The sequence below is a fragment of the Streptococcus sp. HMSC066F01 genome (genome assembly GCF_001837335.1).
In the GTDB taxonomy this organism is placed as follows: Bacteria; Bacillota; Bacilli; order Lactobacillales; family Streptococcaceae; genus Streptococcus; species Streptococcus oralis_S.
The window spans coordinates 26,280-44,520 of sequence record NZ_KV832107.1 but is presented as its reverse complement, the minus strand read 5'-3'; the positions used below and the strand labels follow the sequence as shown (position 1 = coordinate 44,520).

General features: G+C 42.9%; 15 protein-coding genes and 1 pseudogene. 9 read left to right on the top strand and 7 right to left on the bottom strand.

Annotated elements, in window-relative coordinates; translation table 11 throughout:
* The first annotated feature begins 263 nt into the window (after positions 1–263).
* The 5 genes from HMPREF2655_RS03260 to HMPREF2655_RS03240 all read left to right on the top strand — a co-directional run bounded on the left by HMPREF2655_RS03260 (position 264) and on the right by HMPREF2655_RS03240 (position 4,184).
* On the top strand, positions 264–1,229 hold the full coding sequence (locus HMPREF2655_RS03260) for a hypothetical protein (protein ID WP_000243694.1): 966 nt from the start codon (positions 264–266) through the stop codon (positions 1,227–1,229).
* A 204-nt stretch (positions 1,230–1,433) separates the two neighbouring features.
* Positions 1,434–2,120 (top strand): XRE family transcriptional regulator, encoded by a 687-nt coding sequence (locus HMPREF2655_RS03255; protein WP_000284670.1) that lies wholly within the window; start codon positions 1,434–1,436, stop codon positions 2,118–2,120.
* 3 nt (positions 2,121–2,123) lie between these two features.
* A complete protein-coding gene (locus HMPREF2655_RS03250) occupies positions 2,124–3,539 on the top strand; it encodes a Y-family DNA polymerase (protein WP_000540275.1) in 1,416 nt (471 codons plus the stop codon).
* The gene (locus HMPREF2655_RS03245; protein WP_070837554.1) at positions 3,536–3,898 is read left to right on the top strand and encodes a hypothetical protein; all 363 of its coding nucleotides are present in this window, start codon (positions 3,536–3,538) and stop codon (positions 3,896–3,898) included. Before HMPREF2655_RS03250 ends, HMPREF2655_RS03245 begins: the two co-directional genes overlap by 4 nt.
* Positions 3,891–4,184, top strand: a complete 294-nt coding sequence (locus HMPREF2655_RS03240) for a DUF5960 family protein (RefSeq protein ID WP_000196996.1) — start codon at positions 3,891–3,893, stop codon at positions 4,182–4,184. The genes HMPREF2655_RS03245 and HMPREF2655_RS03240 overlap by 8 nt, the downstream gene beginning before the upstream one ends.
* A 363-nt stretch (positions 4,185–4,547) precedes the next feature.
* Here HMPREF2655_RS03240 and HMPREF2655_RS03235 read toward each other — a convergent pair whose 3' ends face one another.
* From HMPREF2655_RS03235 to HMPREF2655_RS03210, 6 genes and pseudogenes are all read right to left on the bottom strand, one after another.
* Entirely contained in the window at positions 4,548–10,166 is a 5,619-nt protein-coding gene (locus tag HMPREF2655_RS03235; protein ID WP_070837552.1) for an alpha-L-fucosidase, read from the bottom strand.
* A 343-nt stretch (positions 10,167–10,509) separates the two neighbouring features.
* Entirely contained in the window at positions 10,510–10,986 is a 477-nt protein-coding gene (locus HMPREF2655_RS03230) for a glutathione peroxidase (protein WP_070837550.1), read from the bottom strand.
* The gene (locus HMPREF2655_RS03225) at positions 10,983–11,561 is read right to left on the bottom strand and encodes a DUF3278 domain-containing protein (protein WP_070837548.1); all 579 of its coding nucleotides are present in this window, start codon (positions 11,559–11,561) and stop codon (positions 10,983–10,985) included. Before HMPREF2655_RS03225 ends, HMPREF2655_RS03230 begins: the two co-directional genes overlap by 4 nt.
* Before the next feature lie 12 nt (positions 11,562–11,573).
* Positions 11,574–11,914: pseudogene (locus tag HMPREF2655_RS10405) on the bottom strand (hypothetical protein).
* A gap of 10 nt (positions 11,915–11,924) precedes the next feature.
* On the bottom strand, positions 11,925–12,467 hold the full coding sequence (locus tag HMPREF2655_RS03215) for a DUF3278 domain-containing protein (protein ID WP_070837546.1): 543 nt from the start codon (positions 12,465–12,467) through the stop codon (positions 11,925–11,927).
* Positions 12,468–12,482: 15 nt separating this feature from the next.
* The gene (locus HMPREF2655_RS03210) at positions 12,483–12,677 is read right to left on the bottom strand and encodes a helix-turn-helix transcriptional regulator (protein WP_001082471.1); all 195 of its coding nucleotides are present in this window, start codon (positions 12,675–12,677) and stop codon (positions 12,483–12,485) included.
* 162 nt (positions 12,678–12,839) lie between these two features.
* Between HMPREF2655_RS03210 and rsmH the strand changes: the two genes are divergently transcribed.
* Genes rsmH through mraY form a run of 4 tightly spaced genes read left to right on the top strand, consistent with a single transcriptional unit; the run spans position 12,840 to position 17,359 of the window.
* Complete coding sequence (gene rsmH, locus HMPREF2655_RS03205) at positions 12,840–13,790, top strand: 16S rRNA (cytosine(1402)-N(4))-methyltransferase RsmH (RefSeq protein WP_070837544.1); 951 nt, start codon at positions 12,840–12,842, stop codon at positions 13,788–13,790.
* Between the two features lie 10 nt (positions 13,791–13,800).
* A complete protein-coding gene (ftsL, locus tag HMPREF2655_RS03200; protein ID WP_061587541.1) occupies positions 13,801–14,118 on the top strand; it encodes a cell division protein FtsL in 318 nt (105 codons plus the stop codon).
* Positions 14,119–14,121: 3 nt separating this feature from the next.
* Positions 14,122–16,377 (top strand): penicillin-binding protein PBP2X, encoded by a 2,256-nt coding sequence (pbp2X, locus tag HMPREF2655_RS03195; RefSeq protein ID WP_070837542.1) that lies wholly within the window; start codon positions 14,122–14,124, stop codon positions 16,375–16,377.
* A gap of 1 nt (position 16,378) precedes the next feature.
* Positions 16,379–17,359 carry a phospho-N-acetylmuramoyl-pentapeptide-transferase gene (gene mraY, locus HMPREF2655_RS03190; RefSeq protein WP_070837540.1) on the top strand — a complete coding sequence of 327 codons (981 nt, stop codon included), beginning with the start codon at positions 16,379–16,381 and terminating at the stop codon, positions 17,357–17,359.
* 69 nt (positions 17,360–17,428) lie between these two features.
* Here the strand turns inward: mraY and HMPREF2655_RS03185 are convergent.
* A partial coding sequence (locus HMPREF2655_RS03185) for an SIALI-17 repeat-containing surface protein (RefSeq protein WP_142352120.1) occupies positions 17,429–18,241 on the bottom strand: 813 nt, incomplete at its 5' end.

Here is an 18,241-nt window from a genome sequence, read left to right as displayed (position 1 = left end):
GTTAAGAAGTCTAAAAAGAGATAAAGGTTTATAGACACTATTTCTAGTCTCTTGAAGCTAACCACCTGAAACAAATTCAGGTGGGTTTCTTTTGCTTTTCTCGTCTTCTCACGGTATCGCTCGTGTGGTATAATGGCATAAGGATTGTTCGTCATTTCAGACGAGTTTATGGAATTCAGGATAAGTTAGCAGGTGAGATGAGTATTTCTGTCAGTCTCCTATACACCTGTTAACAACTGTCAAAAGTAAAAGGAGAGTGTAGATTGGTTTTATTAGTATTAGTGCTTTTGGGTTTGCTCATTCTAATCTTAAAAAGGAAACAGAAAACTGCTAAAAAATCTGAAGGAAACGCCAAGAAAAGAAATTGGCTATTAATAGGTTGCTTATCCATAGTGATCCCAATGGTAATCTTCACAGTGTTCAGTCCGATTTTTTCTCTAATGGATATGTGGGGGCTGTTTGCCCATGCAAGTCGAACTGAGCTTGAGCAAGCTGTGCATCGTTCTTATCAAAACTACGGTCTTACAGGACAGTTTGAGTTAGAAAAATACGAGAAAAACTATACAAGCGTGGGAGGATTTATAATCCACGGTACCTACAGTGAAAATATAGCTGGAAAAACCTATCAGGCTAAAACTCGATTTAAATACTATACTCGCTTTTCGAAAAGTGAAACATATGGAAAGACAGATGCAGAGGTTGATTACAAAAATGGTAAAAAAATTTATGATGTTTTCCCAGAATTAGCCTATTTAGGGATTGAGGTTAGTCCAGGCACCAGCGAGTTTTTAAAAACACTGGACAGTTCAATCAAAGATCCTAAACTTCCTGATTTGAAGTATCAAGGTATTGGTTTTGAATTTAATAACCAATCTGATAATATCTATCTTTATAATGAAATATTGGAGGAAAATCAAAGCAAGGGCCAAGCTCTGCAAGGGATGTATCCAATGGATGCTCAATATCTTTTCCAAAAAGAGATTTTTATACCGACATTTGAATTTCAATATTTCGTTCCGAAGGAAAAAAGAGATCTCTTGTATGATGACTATCTAAAAGATCTTGAAAGGCTCATGAAGGAATTTTTTGCCAACCAATCCCTACCAAGAGGTCTTTATGCTGTAAAGATTGCTAAGTATGAAGAGGATAAACTTGTCAATGATAGTGGTGTTTACTATGTGAGGATTGATAATCAGCAAGTTGTAAAGCTGTTGCAAAAATTAGAGTAGGAGTTGCTAGGTCTAGTCCAGTTTTTTGTTCATAATTTCCAGTTGTGTCTGTTAAAATTTGATTTTCCCAGTGGACAATCGTCCACTTTTTTTATATAATAAAACTAAACCGAATTGGTTGAGTTTTAGAGGTGTAAGCTCAACCGTCGATTTGTTTTTCTAAGAGAGATATTCTCAATAAAGCATCACACTAGGGGGTGAATCATGTACCAACCAGAAAAACTCAAGGCTCGGAGAAAAGAGTTAAAATTGACACAGAAGGAAATTGCAGAGCAACTTGGGATCAGTTTTCAGGCTTACTCGGCTTGGGAACGTGGAATTAAGGAACCATCCAAGGAGAAGGTTGCCCAGCTAGAAAATATTTTAAAGGTAGCAAAGGGATATTTCACTCAGATCGAGATTGTTCGTCTCTACAATAGCCTCTCCAAGCAAGGGAAGGACAAGGTTGTGCTCTATGCTCGCAACCTAGCTCAAGAGGAACAAACACAGAAGGTGGCGACCATGCCAGAGCGCCTCTACGAGTATCGTGTCTATGAACGCATGTCAGCAGGGATCGGGGCTTCGGTATATGACGATAGAAATTTTGATACCGTTTACTTTAATGAAGAACTAGCCCACGATTTTGCTTCCTGGGTGGCTGGGGACTCCATGGAACCTAAATATCAAAATGGTTCCGTGGCTTTGATTCGAGAGACCGGATTTGATTATGATGGGGCGGTTTATGCAGTGGTTTGCAACAACCAGACCTATATCAAACGGGTTTATCGGGAGGAAGATGGCTTGCGTCTGGTCTCTATCAATCCTAAATACAAGGATATTTTCATCTCCTATGAGGAAGATCCTCGGATTGTGGGGATTATTGTTGGGAATTTTGTGCCGATGGAGGGTTAGCCTATGGGCTACTTTGATTATTCCAGAGAGCCCAAAAGTGATATTGCCTTTGTCGATATGAAATCTTTTTATGCCAGCGTTGAGTGTGTGAAACGGGGCTTGCATCCGCTGAAGACCTCGCTTTGTGTCATGAGTCGCGCGGATAATTCTACTGGCCTTATATTAGCTTCCTCTCCCATGTTTAAGAAGATTTTTGGCAAGTCCAATGTTGGCCGGGCCTATGATCTGCCTTTTGATATCAAAACGCGCAAATTTTCCTATTACAATGCTCGAAAGCAAGGCTTGCCTACTGACTTAGACTATGTTCGCTACATCGAAGATTGGGCTCAAGTGACTTTGGTTGTGCCACCTAGGATGGATGAATACATAGCGGTCAATATGGAAATCCAGCGAATCTTTCAAAACTATGGTAGTCCAGATGATATTTATCCCTACTCTATCGATGAGGGCTTTATCGATCTGACTAGTTCGCTCAACTATTTCATCCCAGACAAGAGTATCTCTCGCAAAGACAAGCTAGATATGCTTTCTGCTCGCATCCAGAGGGATATTTGGAGGCAGACAGGGATCTACTCTACAGTGGGTATGTCCAATGCCAACCCCTTACTGGCCAAGTTGGCTCTGGATAATGAGGCCAAGCACACTCCGACCATGAGGGCCAACTGGTCTTACCAGGATGTGGAAGAGAAGGTTTGGGCCATTCCCAAGATGACGGACTTTTGGGGGATTGGCAGGCGGATGGAGAAACGCTTGCATGCTCTGGGGATTTTTTCCATCAGAGAATTGGCCACCAGTAATCCAGACCAGCTACAGAAAACACTTGGTCAGGCTGGCCTGCGTTTGTGGTTTCATGCTAACGGGATTGATGAGAGCAATGTTCATAAGCCCTATAAAGCCAAGTCTCAAGGGTTAGGAAATTCTCAAATCTTGCCGAGAGACTACGTGAAGCTACGGGATATCGAAATTATTCTCCGAGAAATGGCGGAGCAGGTGGCTATTAGACTGAGAAGGGCGGGCAAGAAAACAACCCTTGTCTCTCTCTATGTTGGTTTCTCTAAACTGGAGGTCAGGTCGTCTATTCACACACAAATGAAGGTCGAACCGACCAATAATACAGCTATCTTAACGGATTATGTTTTGAAGCTATTTCATAATAAATACACTTCTGGAGCGATCAGAAGTGTCGGAGTCAACTATTCAGGATTTGTGGACGAGTCCTTTGGCTTGATCTCCCTCTTTGATGATGTTGACAAGTTAGAAAAAGAAGAAAGGCTCCAGACGGCTATTGATGCCATTCGGGAACAATTTGGTTTTACCTCCCTCTTAAAGGCCAATGCACTGGAAGAAGCCTCTAGGAGTCTTGCCAGAAGCAAGCTGATTGGGGGGCATTCTGCTGGAGGATTAGATGGACTAAAATGATTGATCGTTCTTATTTACCCTTTCCATCTGCGCGTGACTATCAAGATCCAGGGATGCAGAAGTGGATGGGCTTTTTCCTCTCAGAGCATACTAGTTCACTCGGTGAAGAAAGAAATCGGGTTGCTTTTTCGACGAGTTTGAATCCCGTTGAGAAGTTGCTCTTGCTTTCACAGCTTTATGTCGGGCAACTGAAGGGATGCTTTGTAGTCAAGGAAAGAAGGCATAAAACCACGATCATTGGTGAGGTAAGCGAATTATCACCTCAAACTCTATCTATTAGGACCAATGAGGGCTATAGGCTGGTAGAGATTGTAGATATCCTCGAAATTCGACTGTGGGAGGAGGAAGTTTATGACTAGAAAAGAGCTGTATGAAAACAAACTACAGATGGATTATTTTTCAGATAGTTACATCCGCTTTGAAGAGGATTTCCAAAAATACTCTGCCATGAATGTTCCCTTGACTTTTTTGATCGATGATATCCTACGAACCATGGCAATGAATCAGAAGAACTACTTCGTCTTGAACAAGGAAAATGCCAAGGATGGGCGGGAGCATCGCTTTTATTTTAGGCTAGTGACAGAAAAAGAGTGCCCCAGAAATCGAACCTATGCATATGCTGGACTCAAAAATAGTAGTCAGTAGATCTAGATGTGAGAGAGGGAAGTCCGATCTAGGAAAGATGGCTTGTGAGCGTCAGAAAATCTCATGGTATTGGAATTCGAAACACCATCTTTTATCTGTGGAGTTCTTGCAGAAACTTATGATGGTAATTCTGATGAGATAAGAAAAGGGCCACTCTCTTTTTTTGGATGAGCGTTTATTTGAAAACGTGGTTGGATTTGAGAACAGCTATCTTCAATGATCATCTTACTTTATAGAGTCATACCCAAACATCCATGTATATTTGTGGATGTTTTTTAATTTTACAGATAGAAAAAGAGAAGACCAAATGGTCTTCTCAACGGGGGAACTGAGTCATTAGAAAGAATCAATCAAAGAGGGTTATTAGTCTTTGAAATTCTTTTGGAAGATGAGGAGAGACAAGATAGAAGTAATGGCTGCCAAGAAGAGGAAGGCACTTGCTTCTTGTTCCCCAGTTGCAGGGAGTAGTCTTTCCTTGTCTTCTTTGACTGTAGCTGTAACAGGAGCTTTTTCATCTTTTGCTGGTGAATTGTCTGTTACGACTGGAGCAGGTTTTTCAGTCTCTCTTGGGACAACATACTCAGGAAGAGTCACAACTGGTGGCGCCTCTGTTCCAACTGAGCTTTGTTTGCTACCTACCTCAATCACTCGATCTTGAGCTGGAGTTGTTTCCGTTTGGACAACCTTGCGATTGTTGCCATTTACTTCAACATACTCGACTAGGATACCGTCCTTACCTTCTGATAGAACTTGCTCTTTTCCTTTGTCTAATTGGGCATTTTCGCGACGGATAGTCTTGAACGGCACTGGTTTATTGACAATTTCCAAACTTGGAAGTGTAAAGACAAGATCCTTAACTCCTTCTTCAGGACTTGAAGAAGTAATTGGTTTTTCAGGTTGAGCAGGTTTCTCAGGTTCAGCTGGATTTTCAGGCTCAGCTGGTTTTTCAGGCTGGGTTGCTTTGAGCTTGCTGATTTGTTCGAGAGCAGTTTCTAGCGCTTGATTGACTGCTTCCTGAGTTTTAGCTTCTTGGATTGCAGCAATGGCTTGGTCAGCAATTTCTAATAATTTCTTCTTAGCTTCCTTGTTGGATCCAAGCTCAGCGACTTTTTTCTCGATAGCTTTTGTCAAGCTGTCCATAGCCTTATCGTACTCAATTTCCGGTTGTTTTGGTTCAGCTGGTTGTTCAGGTTGGTCAGGTTTCTCAGGTTCTTCTGGCTGTTCCGGTTGCTCCGGTTGCTCTGGACTAGGCTCCTCTTGACCTCTTTGATAGTTCTCATCCTTGGATAGGATATCTTGTAGGGCACTGACTGTCAACATGACTTCTTGAACATCCACTGCTTCAGCACTGAGTTGGTTTCTCAATTTTTCTAGATTTGCTTGGAAAGCTTGGCGTGCAGTAGCCGTATTTTTCAAGCCTGCTGGATCAAAGTTGGACAGATCATCTTTCCATTTTGAGATAGACTGGATGATATCTGCCTTGCTGTAGAGTTCACTACCTTCGCCACGAGTGATGAATTGGTCTACCTGAATACCGATATTTTGAGACAAATCATTTCGATTAGGATCTAGTTGAAGGGTGACTGCGTGCAAGTTTTCGTCCAGACCTTTTAAGCTAACCAGAGTTTGATTGCCTTGGCGTTGTGCTGCACGACCGCTAAAGTATTTCTTACCGTCAATAGTTGAAGCATTTCCCATGCCATCTTGGTAAGGAACTTCTTTGCCATCTAGGAAGACTTTGTAGATACCATGATTTGGATCAACATAGCCCTTGATATCAAGTCCAGTACCGTAGAAGTAGGCTGTGACAGTTGTCTTTTTCTTTTGCTCATCAGTTAAGCGACCAAAGGATGCCCAAGACTCCGTTTTTTGGTACTTGTCTGTCGAATTGGTTTCATGGTGCCAGCCAGGACTATAATCCAACTGACTAGCTTGATCATCATAACTTGTTTGGTCCTTGATCAGCAATTCAGCTTTCATCACTTGGATGGTTGCATCTGTAGCGAAACCGAGCAGGGCACCATCAGTGACAGAAGTGAGCTTGGCTTTGAAGTCAAAGACAGAGTCGGCTTGTTCTGTAAAGTCAATCGTTGGGATGGTGACAGTCTTTTCTGTTTCTCCATCTTTAAAGGTCACATCTTGAGTTGTATCTTGGTAAACTTTACCGTGAACCCCAGTTCCAGGTTCTGTGATAAAGCGAACAGTAGCAGTTCCCTTGCTTCCACCAACGCGTTTAATTTTAACAGTGACTGGTTTTCCTTTTTCGACTTCGTAGTTGGTAGACTCGAGTTCAAACATCCCTTTACTATCATTGTTTAGGGTGTAGATTCCTTCTGTAGCAATTGGTTCGCCTGTTTTATTTACAAGAGTAATAGTGTGTTGGCCTGGTGCTAAATCGCCTGTCTCAAAGACTTTTTGGCTGCGTTTACGGCTAGCATTCTTAGTTTGGACATCGGCAACCTTTTGACCATCAACGTAGACAGACATTTCTCCATGACCTGGGTCGACTGTAGAGACGACATAGGCCTTGGTTCCTGTGAAGGTATAGCTTGCTTTGGCATCTTTTTGATTGGTCCACATAGAAGTGCCACGAACACCTTCAGATTCATTGTACCAGGTTGTTCCGGCTGTATCCGCAGTTGTGTTTGAGTGGTATTCCAGTCCAAGAGGATAGCCATCAGTCTTTTCAATGCTGCTTGGTGTCTTGTAGACTGAGAAGTTGGTTAAGATTGGGGTTGCTTGAGCACCGGTGATGGTTACACGGATTTTTTGTGCTTCTACAGGCTTGCCTTGAACCAAGCGACGGTAACCAACGGTCGAACCTTCGCCGTATGTCAGCCAACGTCCGTTGATTTCGACTTCAATCTTGAAACCAGAGATACGTTGACCTTTGGCGATATCTTCCTTGAGTTCAACGACGTCAAAGCGTCTCTTTTGTCCCAAATCGACTGTAAAGCTACCGGTTGTGGCATCATTTGAGAGGGCCCAGCTGGTGTCATCTTTACCGTCTGTGAGGTGGCTTTCCTTGTAAAGGTGGTTTTGACGAGTAGAACTTGCTGTTACGGTGGCACCTTTGGCAAAGTCAGTCGCATACATTTGATCTAGGGTTGCTTTGAATTCCTTCAAGCGAGCCACATCAGCATCTGCGAATTTTCCTTCTTTATTTGGTGGAATATTGAGAAGGAGTGGGGTTCCACGACCAACAGACTTGAAGTAGATGTCCATCAACTCTTTGAGTGATTTCGGTTGTTGGTTGTCATGATAGAACCAGCCCGAACGGATCGAAACGTCAGCTTCCCCTACAGAGTACATATCACCATCTGGGTCACCATGGTTGAGGTATTCGTTTTTCACATCGTCTGTGATGTTGGCCCTTTTGACTTTATGCCAGACAGGGTCACCTGCGATTCCCCGTTCATTTCCGATCCAGCGAACGCTTGTCGGTTGAGCAGAGAAGATAGCGATATCTCCTTCAGCTTCTTTGATGTATTTGAACCATTCATCAAAAGTGTAGGTCACTTTTTGGGCACCGCTACCACGCGCACCGTCCATCCAAACCTCGATAAATTTCCCTTTGTTACCGTATTTCGGATTACCAAGGATTTCTTTCAGTTGGTTGAGATAGTATTGGTTGTATTCTTTTTCGGTTGCGACATGGTATTTTGGATGATTAGCATCCCATGGTGACAAGTATACACCCATATTCATGTCGTACTTGCTAGCAGACTTGGAAACTTCTTCGAGAAGGTCACCCTTTCCATCTTTCCATGGGCTAGCAGCTACGGTATGGTTGGTGTACTTAGATGGATAAGCAACGAAACCGTCGTGGTGTTTAACCACCATAATGGTTCGTTTGAAGCCAGTTTCCTTCAGAGTGCGAATCCATTGGTCAGTATCCAAGTTGGTTGGATTGAAGTATCGGGGGTCTTCTTTCCCATTTCCCCATTCAGAATTGGTATAAGTGTTCATTCCGTAGTGGATGAAGGCTGCCAATTCTTCCTTGTGGTAATCGAGTTGAGCCTTGCTTGGAAGAGGTCCATGATTGCCAATTTCGGTTTCTTTATCTTCTGGATGAGCCACTGGTGGAGTCGGTGTCGTTGGATTAGCTGTATCAGCGACCGGCTCGTATTCAAAGACGACCTCATTCACACCTTTATGCTGGATGGTTGCTTCCAGGCTAGTTTTGACTGGACGGTAGCCAGCAATGTCTTTTGCATGGAAGGTGTTGACAAAGGAAACGTCATACTCTTGGCCGTCATTGTTATCAACTGTCGCTTCCGCTAATTCAGTAGTGGTTCCTTTTTGACGGTAGTAAACTTTGAAGGTGCCTTTGTTGACTTTATAGACTACCTTGATGATACGTGTACCGGCAGGCGCTTTGCTGACAACATTGTGATCTTCAGCCCAAGCATCCTTTAGTTGTTTATTGACCGCTACGCCATCAATGGATACAATTTCGTATTTGTCTTTATTCTTCTGGTAGAAGTCCGTTTTCTCGATTTCTTTTTTGAAATTGTAGTCAAATGGCGAATCAACAGCTGTCTGTTCGATGAAGGTGTCATTATCTTTGACAGGATTTCCTTCTTCGTCTTCGTGTTGGATAACCACACGGCCGTACTCAACTCCCTTGGTCAAGGTAGCAATCCCATCTTGGTTGAAGGAATATTCGTTGCTTCCGATCACAGCTGTTTCGTTTCGAAGCATACGCCCCTCATCAGTAAAGTAGTAACGATTTCCGTTATCTCCTTGGTACCAGCCTTTCACACCATATTTGGCAATCATGTCCTTAACCCATTTCAGTTGTTCAGGTGAAAGGACGAGTCCACCACCAAAGCGATCCTTTTCAGCTACACCATTGTCAACGGTTCCGTGTTGATGGACACCCAGAACTTTTCCTTGGCTATCGACAATCCCGCCACCAGACAAACCAGATACAGAAGTGGTTTTGTAGGTGATACCAGTCGTTCCCTTATCATCATAGGACTCAACAGATCGGATGGTCCCATCTGCCTTGTAAAGCTGACCAGCTAGGATAGGTTGTTTCAATTCTTTTGAGCTCGAGTCAGTTGGATAGCCAATCGTACTGATGGCTTCTCCCGGCTGATGCGTCTTGTGCTCCGCTAAAGGTGCAAAAGTTGCTGCTTTGTTTGGACTAGCAATCGGAAGAGGAATAGGAGCTTCTACAAGAGCAAGGTCGTTTTTATAGCCTTTTCCAAACTCCTTCTTGTTCCAGAAATGGATGTCCTTTTCTCTGAATAAAACCGTAGTTCCAGAGGATGGCAGTGAGTTTTTCTTTTCGCTGTTTGAACCAACGTTATAGTAGAACTGGGCAGATTTTCCACCACGAATGTGACCTTCGCCAGTTTCTTTATTGGCCTCTAGGAAGTTATGAGCAACGGTAAGGATCAGGTTAGGGGCTACGAAGATACCTGAGCCTGAAACGAGGTAGCGTTGTTCCCCTGCGTTGTAAGTGCTGTAAACCATAGTAGCAGCAGTAGCAGGTTGTCCCTCGTAGTTGATATGTTTGAGGTCTTGTCCACCGTTAATGATGGCACGGTTTCCGTTCTCAGTTTCTTTTGGAGCTTCTTCCTTATCCTTTAGAATGCTCTTAGTTTCTACTTTTGGACTAGCTTTTTGGTCAACGATAGTAGTCGTATCGAGTTCTTTGACAGGTGTGTCTGGATAGGCACGGTCCTGAACGTCTTCAGGGAGCAAGTCAGCACTGTTGGTATCGGCAGCAGGTGTTTCTTGTTTTTCAGCTTCTACACGGCCTTCTTCTTTGACTGGTTCAGCCTTGGTCTCTTCTATATCTGCTACTTGTTTCATTTGCTGATCTAAATTGGATATCGTGACAGGAGACGTTTCGTCTGCACGCACGGTTCCAGAAGCAAAAAATGCCAGTCCCACGATAACAGATGCCACACCTACAGTCAACTTCCGAATGCTAAATGTTTGCCCTTTTTCAAAAAGGTATCGATTCATAATATACTCCTAGTTTTTAGAAAGGCAGTCAGCTACTGCCCAAGCCCAAGTCTGACTTGGTTACAACTTGATTTAAGGAAAACAACTCTCTGGTAATTTGTAAGCCACCTTACCTCCTGTTTATAAAGCGCTTTCATTTTAAGGTAAAAAAATTTAAAAGGTCATTTCTCCCTTAAAATGACTGAAAACTTTTAATATAACAAATATACTAAATTAATGAAAGAATTGCAATAGCAAAAAGCAAAAAAATAAATATAAATTAAAGAAAATCAGTTACTTTTTAAAGAAAAAACGCATCCTTTCAGGGCTCAAACTAAATGAAAGGATACGTTTTAAAAAGAAATTAGAGTATTTTTTGGAGAGACTCTTGGATGGTTTGGGGGTCTGTTTTGGAAGAGAAGCGCTCAAGGACTTGCCCATCTCGACCAATGAGAAACTTAGCAAAATTCCATTCGATTCGTTTTCCTAGCGGACCAGCTTTCTGGTCTTTTAGCCAAACATAAAGAGGATCTGCCTCCTTGCCGTTGACCTTGATCTTGGCAAAGCGAGGGAAAGTTGTCTGATAGTGTAGGTTGCAGAAACTATTGATTTCCTCTGCGCTGCCGGGTGCTTGTCCCATGAACTGATTGCAAGGGAAATCTAGGATTTCAAAGCCCTTATCTTGATAGCGTTCATAGAGTTCTTGGAGCCCTTGGTACTGGGGCGTTAAGCCACATCCAGTAGCAGTGTTGACAATCAAGAGAACCTTGCCATGATAGCTCTCCAGGGGAGTTGCTTGGTTGTTTTGGTTCAAAACGGAAAAATCATATATACTGGTCATTTTTCTATATTCTCCTTATGCATTCCTGATTCAGAGTGTTTCATTTCGTGTTCCGATAAAAAGGCATAGGTCATGCTTCCAAAGATGGCACCAATTCCTAAACCCAAGACTAGTAAAGGGAGCATTTTATCGAAATGGGAGAGATTGTCCCAAAAGGTATCGAGGGGAAGATGCTGAACAAAGAGTTTGTGAAAGGCTGATAAGACAAACAAGCCAATTGGAATACTGATGAATACACCCCAACTACGAACTTGGATTTGACTTTTGCTGTAGCTTTTGTGATGGATTTCGGACGGGTCATCCTTGTCTAAATGTAAGTTGCGAACTGCTAGTCTCGCCCTAGATGCGAGGACGAAGATAAGTCCAAAATAGAGGTAAGGCATGGCATCTCGCACCAACTCTATGAAGCGTCCAAATAGGAGATAGAACAAGAAGAGTAGGAGGGAGGAGTAAACGATTTGGATCAAGGCACGGGCACAAGCCTTGTAAATCATCTCTTGACGGCATTCATCAACAGGCCCTTGTATGTGAAAGAATAGTTTGAGTAAGCGAGTGGTGAAATCTTCTTTTTTCATGGGAGTAACCTCCTAAATGAGCGATTTTTGATTGATTTCTTTAAAGAGTTGATAGAGAGTATAGAAGTAAACCAAACTAAAAATGATACAGATTATTAGAAATACCAGGTATCTCCAATCCATAGGATTTGTTAAAAGTTGTGGAAAGGATACGAGGATAAAACAGAGAGATGCGTTTAGAAGACGTATTTTTTTGATTGGATTTTCTGGAATCTCTGTCCCTTGTTCAATACAGGAAGGAATAAAAGAAAGATAATCAAGAAAGGATGCTCAATATGTCCAGAAAGTAGGAAAAAGGTAACAAAGATACTGATAAAAACATGACTGATCAGTAGTCTAGCTAGTGATTTCATAAGGCACCTCCTAGTCGTCTTCTTGGTCTTTCTTGGCTTTTCGAATACGAAGAGAGACGATAATTTGTATGGTCACTCCGAAGAAGAGGGTAGCTAGGATAGTTGATACAAAATGCCCTGCATTTAAAAGAGAAGCAAGATAATCCTTGCTATCATCGGTTAGGACATTCAGAAGCGGTATTCCAAAGAACATGCCCATGCCATAGATTAGACCGGCTTTTAGACCAGGAAAATGCAGTTGTTTACTTTCTTTCTTACTTAACATTTCGGGATCAATAGCTGTGATGCCCGTTTTCTTGGTTTGAGAGACCACATAGAGGGCAGCCATCATCGAAATGCCAAACACCACGAGAGGATAACCGATAGCGACAATTTGTGGGTATTTATAAGCAAGGACAAAGGGGATGAGGTTGCCAAATATCATGAGATAAAAGAGAACGATAAAGACCTGATTCCCGATACGATCGGCCTCGCGCCGTTTGTGTTCGTCAAGGGGGCCAGAAATGCCGTATGTGCGTTTGATGAGTTTGTCAGTGAGAGTTTCTTTTTTCATTTGTTTGCTCCTTTTTTAAAAATTGTCTTCCCAAAAGAGGCTATTGAGGTCAGTTTGGAGGCTGCGGGCGAGATTGAGACAGAGTTCCAGGGTTGGATTGTACTTGTCGTTTTCAATCATGTTGATGGTCTGTCTCGAGACACCGATATCTTTGGCGAGCTCGAGCTGGGAAATGCCCAGTTCCTTGCGGAATTCTTTCACACGATTCATAGGGTCTCCTTTCTGATATGTCGTATATATTTGACTATATTATATTCTTTTGGAGATAGTGTGTCAAGTATATACGACATTTTTTTGAGAATTTTTTTCGAAGAAACTTAGCCTTATCTGACAAGTGCAAGCTGGTCAGATTTGTGGTAAAATAGATAGGATATGACAAAAGAATTTCATCATGTAACGGTCTTGCTTCATGAAACGATTGATATGCTTGACGTAAAACCTGACGGTATCTACGTTGATGCGACTTTGGGCGGAGCAGGCCATAGCGAATATTTATTAAGTAAATTGAGCGAAAAAGGGCATCTCTATGCCTTTGACCAGGACCAGAATGCCATTGACAATGCGCAAAAACGGTTGGCACCCTATATCGAAAAGGGGATGGTAACCTTTATCAAGGATAACTTCCGTCATTTGCAGGCACGTTTGCAGGAGGCTGGTGTCCAGGAAATTGATGGAATTTGTTATGACTTAGGGGTGTCCAGTCCTCAGCTAGATCAGCGTGAACGTGGCTTTTCTTATAAAAAGGATGCGCCACTGGATATGCGGATGAATCAGGAAGCTCGTCTGACGGCCTATGAAGTGGTCAATCATTATGACTATCATGACCTGGTTCGGATCTTTTTTAAGTATGGTGAGGATAAATTCTCTAAACAGATTGCTCGTAAGATTGAGCAAGCGCGTGAGGTGAAACCCATTGAGACAACGACGGAGTTGGCAGAGATTATCAAGTCGGCCAAGCCTGCCAAGGAGCTCAAGAAAAAGGGGCACCCTGCCAAGCAGATTTTCCAGGCTATCCGAATCGAAGTCAATGATGAGCTGGGCGCTGCAGATGAATCCATCCAGCAGGCCATGAACATGCTGGCTTTGGATGGTAGAATCTCGGTCATTACCTTCCATTCGTTAGAAGACCGCTTGACCAAGCAACTATTTAAAGAAGCTTCAACAGTGGAAGTTCCCAAAGGCTTGCCCTTCATTCCGGATGACCTTAAGCCCAAGATGGAATTGGTATCCCGCAAGCCAATCTTGCCAAGTGCTGAAGAGCTAGAAGCCAACAATCGTTCGCATTCAGCCAAGTTGCGCGTGGCTAGAAAAATTCACAAGTAAGAGGAAAAACATGGCAGAAAGAATCGAAAAAACAAGCCAGTTATTGCAAACGAAGTTTAAAGGTTTTTCACGTGTGGAAAAGGCCTTCTATGTTTCGATTGCTGCAACAATGATTATCCTGGCAATTAGCGTTGTGTTTATGCAGACCAAGCTATTACAAGTTCAGAATGAATTGACCAAGGTCAATGCTCAAATCGAAGAAAAGAAAACCGAGCTAGACGATGCCAAGCAAGAGGTCAATGAATTGATTCGTTCAGAACGTTTGAAAGAGATTGCAAACTCCAAGGATTTGCAGCTGAATAACGAAAATATCCGAGCAACGGAGTAAGAAATGAAACAGTGGAAAGAAAAAATCATCCGTTATGCCGTTCGTAATCGTAAATCTCCAGAAGAAAACCGCAGAAGAGTAGGGAAAAGCCTGAGTTTATTGGCTGTCATACTCTTCGCTGTCTTTTTGGTGAACTTTGCGGTCATTATCGGAACGGGTAAAAAATTTGGTAAGGACTTGGTTCAAGAAGCAAACAAGGTCCATCAAACAACCAAGACGATTCCTGCAAAACGGGGAACCATTTACGATCGTAATGGAACGCCTATTGCAGAGGATGCGACTTCGTATAATATCTACGCCGTTATTGACAAGACCTACAAGTCAGCAACAGGCAAAATTCTCTATGTAGAGGATTCTCAATTTAATAAGGTAGCTGAAATTTTCCATAAGTATCTGGATATGGAAGAGTCTTATGTCAAAGAACAGCTTTCTCAGCCAGATCTAAAACAGGTATCCTTTGGTACCAAGGGAAATGGGATCACCTATGCCAATATGATGGCTATTAAAAATGACCTCAAAACTGCTGGTGTTGAGGGGATTGACTTTACAACTAGCCCTAACCGTAGTTATCCCAATGGACAGTTTGCTTCTTCCTTTATCGGTTTAGCGCAACTCCATGAAAATGAGGATGGCACCAAACGTTTGATTGGGACATCTGGGTTGGAGAGTTCTTTAAATAACATTCTGGCGGGTACAGATGGGATCATCACCTATGAGAAAGATCGTCTGGGAAATATTGTTCCGGGTACAGATCAGGCTTCCCAACAAACGGTAGATGGAAAAGATGTCTACACAACCCTTTCTAGTCCCTTGCAATCCTTTATGGAAACTCAGATGGATGCCTTTCTAGAAAAAGTAAAAGGTAAGTATATGACCGCGACCTTGGTCAGTGCAAAGACCGGTGAAATTCTCGCTACCACCCAACGACCTACCTTTAATGCAGATACTAAAGAAGGAATCACTGAGGACTTTGTTTGGCGTGACATTCTTTATCAAAGTAACTATGAACCAGGATCAGCCATGAAGGTTATGACGTTAGCTTCTTCTATTGATAATAATACCTTCCCAAGTGGAGAATACTTCAATAGCAGTGAATTAAAAATAGCGGATGCGACGATTCGAGATTGGGATGTTAATGATGGTTTGACTACTGGTGGGATGATGACTTTCTCACAAGGTTTCGCTCACTCCAGTAATGTTGGAATGAGTCTACTTGAACAAAAAATGGGAGATGCTACTTGGTTGGATTATCTAAACCGCTTTAAATTTGGGATCCCAACTCGCTTTGGTTTGACAGATGAATACGCTGGTCAACTTCCAGCTGATAATATTGTCAATATTGCCATGAGTGCATTTGGACAAGGGATCTCTGTTACCCAGACCCAGATGCTTCGTGCTTTTACAGCTATTGCCAACGATGGGGTTATGTTGGAGCCGAAATTTATCAGTGCCCTCTATGATCCAAATGACCAGTCTGTTCGTAAGTCTCAAAAGGAAATTGTCGGAAATCCTGTGTCAAAAGTAGCAGCGTCCTCTACTCGGGAGCACATGGTCATGGTCGGAACAGATCCTGTCTACGGTACCATGTACAACCACAGCACAGGAAAGCCGAATGTCAATGTTCCGGGGCAAAATGTTGCTCTGAAATCAGGGACAGCTCAGATTGCCGATGAGAAGAATGGGGGCTACCTGACAGGTGAAACCAACTATATCTTCTCTGTTGTGTCAATGCATCCTGCAGAAAATCCTGACTTTATCCTCTATGTAACGGTGCAACAGCCAGAGCATTATTCAGGTGTTCAGCTTGGGGAGTTTGCCACCCCAATCCTTGAGCGAGCTTCTGCTATGAAAGAATCCCTCAATCTTCAGTCAACTGCCAAGAGCTTGGATCAGGTCAGCAAGACGACAAGCTATGCTATGCCAGCTACCAAGGACTTTACGCCGGGAGACCTAGCAGAGGAATTGCGCCGAAACCTGGTCCAACCAATCGTTATCGGAACAGGAACCAAGATCAAGGAACTCTCGGTTTCTGAAGGAGATAATTTGGAAGCCAATCAGCAGATCTTGATCCTGTCAGATAAGGTCGAAGAAATGCCTGATATGTACGGCTGGACAGATGAAAATGTGCAAACATTTGCCAAATGGCTGAATATAGAAGTCGAGTGGGAAGGTAGTGGCAAAACGGTCAAGAAACAAAGTGTCCGTGCCAATACAGCCCTCAAAGACATTAAAAAAATGAAAATAACTTTAGGAGATTAAGATGATTAGTTCCATTAGTGCTGGAATTCTAGCCTTTCTATTGACCTTGATAGGTATTCCAGCCTTTATCCGATTTTATCGAAAAGCACAGATTACGGGTCAGCAGATGCACGAGGATGTCAAGCAACACCAAGCTAAAGCTGGGACTCCAACCATGGGAGGTCTTGTCTTCCTGATCGTTGCAGTTGTTGTGAGCTTTCTGATTGCTCTCCTTACCCAACAATTGACCAACAATGTTGGCATGATTTTGTTTATCTTGGTTTTGTATGGTTTGGTAGGTTTTTTGGATGATTTCCTCAAGGTCTTTCGTAAGATTAACGAAGGCTTAAATCCCAAGCAAAAACTTGCTCTCCAGCTGCTTGGAGGAGTGATTTTCTACCTCTTTTATGAGCGCGGTGGCGACATGCTTTCAGTCTTTTGCTACCAAGTTCATCTGGGAATTTTCTATATTTTCTTTGCCCTTTTCTGGCTAGTTGGCTTTTCAAATGCGGTGAATCTGACGGACGGGATCGACGGCTTAGCAAGTATTTCCGTGGTGATTAGCTTATCGGCCTACGGTGTGATTGCTTATATGCAAAATCAACTGGATATTCTTCTTGTGATTCTTGCTATGATTGGTGGTTTGCTAGGTTTCTTCGTCTTTAATCACAAGCCTGCCAAGGTCTTCATGGGAGATGTGGGAAGTTTGGCTTTAGGTGGGATGCTGGCAGCAATCTCTATGGCCCTCCACCAAGAATGGACCCTTTTGTTGATTGGGATTATCTATGTCTTTGAGACAAGCTCTGTTATGATGCAGGTTACCTACTTCAAACTTAGTGGTGGAAAGCGTATTTTCCGTATGACACCTGTGCATCATCATTTTGAGCTTGGAGGATTCTCAGGCAAGGGCAATCCTTGGAGCGAGTGGAAGGTTGATTTCTTCTTTTGGGGAGTTGGGCTTCTAGCAAGTCTCTTGACCTTAGCCTTTTTATACCTACTGTAAAACTAACTTCTGATGACAAAATAAAACAGGATGAAGGTGATCTTCATCCTGTTTTTGTGTGCTTAAAGGTTAGTTGGAGTCATCCTTTCTTCCTTTTAACATAAATGTGGCTGTAAGGGCTAGGCTGAGTCCTGCTAAGAATAGGAGTGGGTTGGACGCTTCTCCTGTTGCTGGAAGTTGTTCTTTAGGAGAATGATTTCCAGCTTTAGCAAGGCTCGGACTAGCTGGAAATTGTTCAGCCTCGTGTGCCAAGGTTTCTGTATCTGGAGCACTTGGTTTTTCCTCTGTGTTAGAGCTTGTTCCAGTAGCTTGATAGACGACAGCATAGGTACTGAAATGATTAGTGATGAATTCTACCTTTCCGTCTCGTACAGTGAAATCAAGGGCTTGCAACTCCTTGGTCGGAGTGATGTAGTAGATATTTTCGACGCTAGCTGAAATAGGCAAGCGAACCAAGACAGAGCCTTTTGGCTGCAAGCTATGATCTGTTGGATTTTTAAGCTGTAGATTGTAAGCATCATAGGTCTTGCCAAAGAGTTCTTGAGCTAGGACACGTCGGCTAGAAACGTGAGAAATTCCTTCTAAGTCGCTGGCTCCACCGATGATTTCTACTCCAGTCTCCTTATCTTTCAAGACTTGAACTGGATAGTCAGGAAGGCTAAGGGTTGGAGTGGCCTGATCTCCCGGAGTTCCGAAAGGCTCGGTGTACTCAGGTTTTTCAACAGTAGGTGCTTCCTCTTGACCTGCTGTTCCGATAGGTTCGGTGTATTCAGGAATTTCAACTGTTGGAGCTTCTTGTTCTCCTGCCGTTCCGATAGGTTTGGTGTATTCAGGTTTTTCAACAGTAGGAGTTTCCTCTTGACCTGCTGTTCCGATAGGTTC